The organism is uncultured Abyssibacter sp. (assembly GCF_964000955.1).
Lineage (GTDB): Bacteria > Pseudomonadota > Gammaproteobacteria > Nevskiales > OUC007 > Abyssibacter.
Genome location: NZ_CAXFCL010000042.1, coordinates 1 through 3,889 on the forward strand (window position 1 = coordinate 1; position 3,889 = coordinate 3,889).

Consider the following 3,889-nt stretch of genomic DNA (forward strand, 5'->3'; position numbering starts at 1 on the left):
CCCCGAGTCGCGACAGCCTGTACCCCTGTGTTCTCACCGATGATACCGATCAGGCCTTGGCACAGCTGGCTCGTGATTTGGTGAAAGCCTGGGGTGATCGGGCCCTCAGCTTGATCGAATTGGAGGAACGCATCGCCACGGCAGCTGAGAAAGCCCCCACCGATGACCCCCAAATTCAGGCCCTGCGGCAGGCCATTGCCCGGGTCAAGGGTGAGTTTGATGCTGTGGTGAAACGGGATGAACAGCAGGTCCGTGAGGCTGGTGGCCTGCATGTCATCGGCACGGAACGCCACGAATCACGCCGCATCGACAATCAGCTGCGAGGCCGCTCCGGCCGCCAGGGCGACCCCGGTCTGACCCGCTTCTACCTGTCGCTGGAAGATACGCTGATGCGGATCTTCACACCGCCGCGGATGCGCGCGATGCTGCAGCGGCTCGGCATGGAGGAGGGCGAGGCGATCGAGCATCGCTGGGTGTCCCGGTCCATCGAGACCGCCCAGCGCAAGGTGGAGTCGCACAACTTCGACATCCGCAAGCACTTGCTCGAGTACGACAACGTCGCCAACGATCAACGCAAGGTCATTTACTCGCAGCGCAACGAGCTGATGGCCGCCGACGAGATTTCGGCCCTGATCGACACCATCCGGCCCGATGTCGTCTCCGGCGTGGTTCAGGCCTACCTGCCCCCTGGTTCGCCAGAGGAGCTGTGGGATATCAAGGGCTTGAGCGAGGCGCTGCGCGCCGAGTTCGGTGTCGACGAAGACATCGCCAAGTGGCTGGAGGATGATGCCTCGCTGGACGATGTCGGCGTGCGGCGTCGCGTGAACGAGCTGCTGGCAGCCTCCTACGCGGACAAGAAGCAGCGTGCCGGCGAAAGTGTCATCCAGCATTTCGAAAAGGCGGTGATGCTGCAGACGCTCGATCGCCTGTGGCGTGAGCATCTGGCTGCGATGGACTATTTGCGGCAGGGCATCAACCTGCGTGCCTATGCGCAGAAGGATCCCAAGCAGGAGTACAAGCGCGAAGCGTTCCAGCTGTTCAACGACCTGCTCGCGCGACTCAAGCATGAGGTCATCGCAACCCTGTCCAAGGTGCGCGTCCAGGCCGAGGCTGATGTCGAGGCGGTGGAAGCCCAGCGCCGCGCACAGGCCGAGGCCTTGCAGGCACGTGGCCAGGCCAGCCATGCCGAGGCGAGCAGCGCGCTCGCCGGTGGCGGCGAGGAACCGGTCGCTGACGCTGCGCCGGCGGCGGGACGGCGGATTCAGGCCGGTCCCGGACAGCGTCCGGCCGCGCCGCCACAGCCGGAAACCTTCGAGCGTGGTGAACGCAAGATTGGGCGCAACGAGCCCTGTCCCTGCGGGTCCGGCAAGAAGTACAAGCAATGCCACGGGCGGGTCTCCTAGGGCCGCAATGCTGCGAATTCACCGAGGGCGGGCATCCAGCGTGATCAGGGTACGGTCTTGGCCGTTGGTCTGACGGCACCGGATGCGCTGCTGCCCGTCGGCGGTGTTCGCCTTGCCGCCGGCGCCGCCGGCATTCGTTACCGTGGTCGTGACGATCTGCTGCTGATCGAGCTGGCGCCCGGCTCACGGTCCGCGGTGGCGCTGACCAACAATGCGTTTGCCGCGGCACCCGTGCGGATCTGCCGCGAACACCGGGGGCGCGTCGCGCAATCACGCGCCTGGATCATCAACAGCGGAAACGCCAACGCCGGAACCGGCTCGCCCGGTGTGCTGGCGGTGCGTCGCAGCTGCTCCGCCGTGGCCGCATCATTGTCCTGCGCGGCGGAGGCGGTCTGGCCGTTTTCCACCGGCGTCATCGGCGAGGCGCTGCCGGTCGAGCGCATCGAGGCCACGGTTCCCGAACTGCAACATCGTCTCACCGAAGACGGCTGGTTGACCGCGGCGCGGGCGATCATGACGACGGATTCGGTGCCGAAGGGCGTCAGCCGGACCATCGATGTGCCCGGCGCCCGCTACACGGTGACCGGGATCGGCAAGGGCGCGGGCATGATCCGTCCGGACATGGCGACGATGCTGGCCTTCGTCGCGACCGACGCGCCGCTGTCCCAGGCGGCCGTGGAGCAGATTCTCGCCAGAGCCGTCGACGCAAGCTTTCACTGCATCACCGTGGATGGCGATACGTCCACCAACGATGCCTGCGCCCTGGCGGCGACCGGGTCGGGCGAATTGATCGAGATCGGTACCGTCGCCTATCGCGCCTGCCGCGACGCCATCATCGAGGTCTGCCAGCATCTGGCCCAGGCGATGGTCCGGGACGGAGAGGGCGCCAGCAAGTTCGTCACCGTTCGTGTCCGCGGCGCCCGATCAGGCGAAGAGGCGCGCAAGGTGGCCTTCACCATCGCGCATTCGCCGTTGGTCAAGACGGCCTGGTTCGCCAGCGATCCCAACTGGGGGCGCGTGCTCGCCGCCGTGGGTCGCAGCGGTCTGGAAGGTCTGAAGATCGAGGATGTGGATCTGATGATTGACGATGTCCGGGTGCTGGTCGGCGGCGAACCGGCGGAGGGTTATCAGGAATCCGACGCGTCCGAGGTCATGCGGCGGGACGCGTTCATGGTGACCATCGACCTCGGACGCGGGGGTAGCGACGCGACCATCTGGACCTGCGATCTCGGACACGACTACGTACGCATCAACGCCGAATACCGGACGTGACCCTGCACATCGCCGTGGGGGTGCTCCGGCGCGGTCGGCAGGTGCTGATCAGCCAGCGGCGGGCCGGCAAGCCCGGCGCCGGTCAATGGGAGTTCCCGGGCGGCAAGTGCGAGCCCGGAGAGTCCGTGCAGGCTGCATTGCGCCGTGAACTGGCCGAAGAACTCGGAATCGAGGTGCGTCGGCGCCGGCCGCTGATCCGGCTGCGGCACCGCTATCCGGATCGCGAGGTGCTGCTGGACACCTGGCTGGTCGACGACTGGGGTGGCGAGCCGGTAGGACGCGAAGGGCAGGCGATCCGCTGGCTGGACGTCCCCGAGCTGTCCGGTGCCGGCCTGCTGGAGGCCGATCGCCCGATCGTGGCGGCGCTGGAGCTGCCCTCGCGGTATGCATTCACGCCTCCGGACATGCGGATCGAAGCGCTCAAGACGCACTGGCCCGCCATTCCCGACGACTGGCTCGTGCGGCTGCGGCTGCCGTCGCTGGACGACGCGCAGTATCGCGCGCTGGTGCTGGCGCTCTGGAGGCAGGATGGTCCGATGCTCGCGGTGGATCGGCCCGGACTCGACTGGGACGCTGACTTGCCCGCGGGCGCGCTGGTCTGGCACCTGCCGCACCGTGCCCTTCCCGGCTGCGCTGTCAGCAGGCCTGCTTGGGCGCGTTGGCGTATCGCATCCTGTCATGGCGAAGCCGAACGTGATGCGGCGCTTGCCGCTGGGGTCGATGCACTGGTTGTCGGTTCCGTGCGCCCGACCCCGTCACATCCGGGCCGGGCGCCGATGCGTTGGCTACGCTGGCGTGCACTAATCGATCCGGCGGGTTTGCCGGCGTACGCGATTGGCGGCCTGGTCCCGGCGGATCTGGATGCGGCCCGCTGGGCGGGCGCAACGGGTGTAGCCGGGATCCGCGGGTTCTGGAACTGACGGCACCGCTGGTCAGCGCTGCGGCGGACGGGCCGGGCGGGTTCAGTCGTCCCGTTCTGGCGGAAGCTCGGGCTCGTTGCCCGGGATCCGATGTTCCTCCTCGAACCAGGCGCCGAGGTCGATGAGCTTGCAGCGCCGGCTGCAAAACGGTCGCCATGGGTTTTCGGGCGTTGCCTTGGTGCGCTGGCCGCAATGCGGGCAACGCACGAGTCGTGGCGGTTCCGTCGCGGGCATCAGCGGGTCGCCCGTGACCGGGTCAGCGCGCGGGTCCGGGCCACGCGGCCGGGCTGCGCG

5 protein-coding genes are annotated in these 3,889 nt (G+C 67.8%); 3 read left to right on the forward strand and 2 right to left on the reverse strand.

Annotated elements, in window-relative coordinates; all coding sequences use genetic code 11:
- On the reverse strand, positions 1-272 hold a 272-nt coding region (locus ABNS06_RS01665), incomplete at its 3' end, for a hypothetical protein (protein ID WP_348672225.1).
- Between ABNS06_RS01665 and ABNS06_RS01670 the strand changes: the two genes are divergently transcribed.
- Genes ABNS06_RS01670 through ABNS06_RS01680 form a run of 3 tightly spaced genes read left to right on the forward strand, consistent with a single transcriptional unit; the run spans position 228 to position 3,595 of the window.
- Positions 228-1,403, forward strand: a complete 1,176-nt coding sequence (locus tag ABNS06_RS01670; RefSeq protein ID WP_348672226.1) for an SEC-C metal-binding domain-containing protein — start codon at positions 228-230, stop codon at positions 1,401-1,403. The genes ABNS06_RS01665 and ABNS06_RS01670 overlap by 45 nt on opposite strands.
- 57 nt (positions 1,404-1,460) lie before the next feature.
- Entirely contained in the window at positions 1,461-2,675 is a 1,215-nt protein-coding gene (argJ, locus tag ABNS06_RS01675) for a bifunctional glutamate N-acetyltransferase/amino-acid acetyltransferase ArgJ (RefSeq protein ID WP_348672227.1), read from the forward strand.
- Positions 2,672-3,595 carry a Nudix family hydrolase gene (locus ABNS06_RS01680; protein ID WP_348672228.1) on the forward strand — a complete coding sequence of 308 codons (924 nt, stop codon included), beginning with the start codon at positions 2,672-2,674 and terminating at the stop codon, positions 3,593-3,595. Before argJ ends, ABNS06_RS01680 begins: the two co-directional genes overlap by 4 nt.
- Positions 3,596-3,637: 42 nt before the next feature.
- On the opposite strand, the gene ABNS06_RS01685 is transcribed toward ABNS06_RS01680, so the two are convergent.
- A complete protein-coding gene (locus ABNS06_RS01685) occupies positions 3,638-3,829 on the reverse strand; it encodes a DNA gyrase inhibitor YacG (RefSeq protein ID WP_348672229.1) in 192 nt (63 codons plus the stop codon).
- Positions 3,830-3,889 lie beyond the last annotated feature (60 nt).

What these genes read in the sequence shown, in the direction of transcription:
- ABNS06_RS01685 (WP_348672229.1), bottom strand. Translation starts at nt 3,829, where the DNA reads ATGCCCGCGACGGAACCGCCACGACTCGTGCGTTGCCCGCATTGCGGC.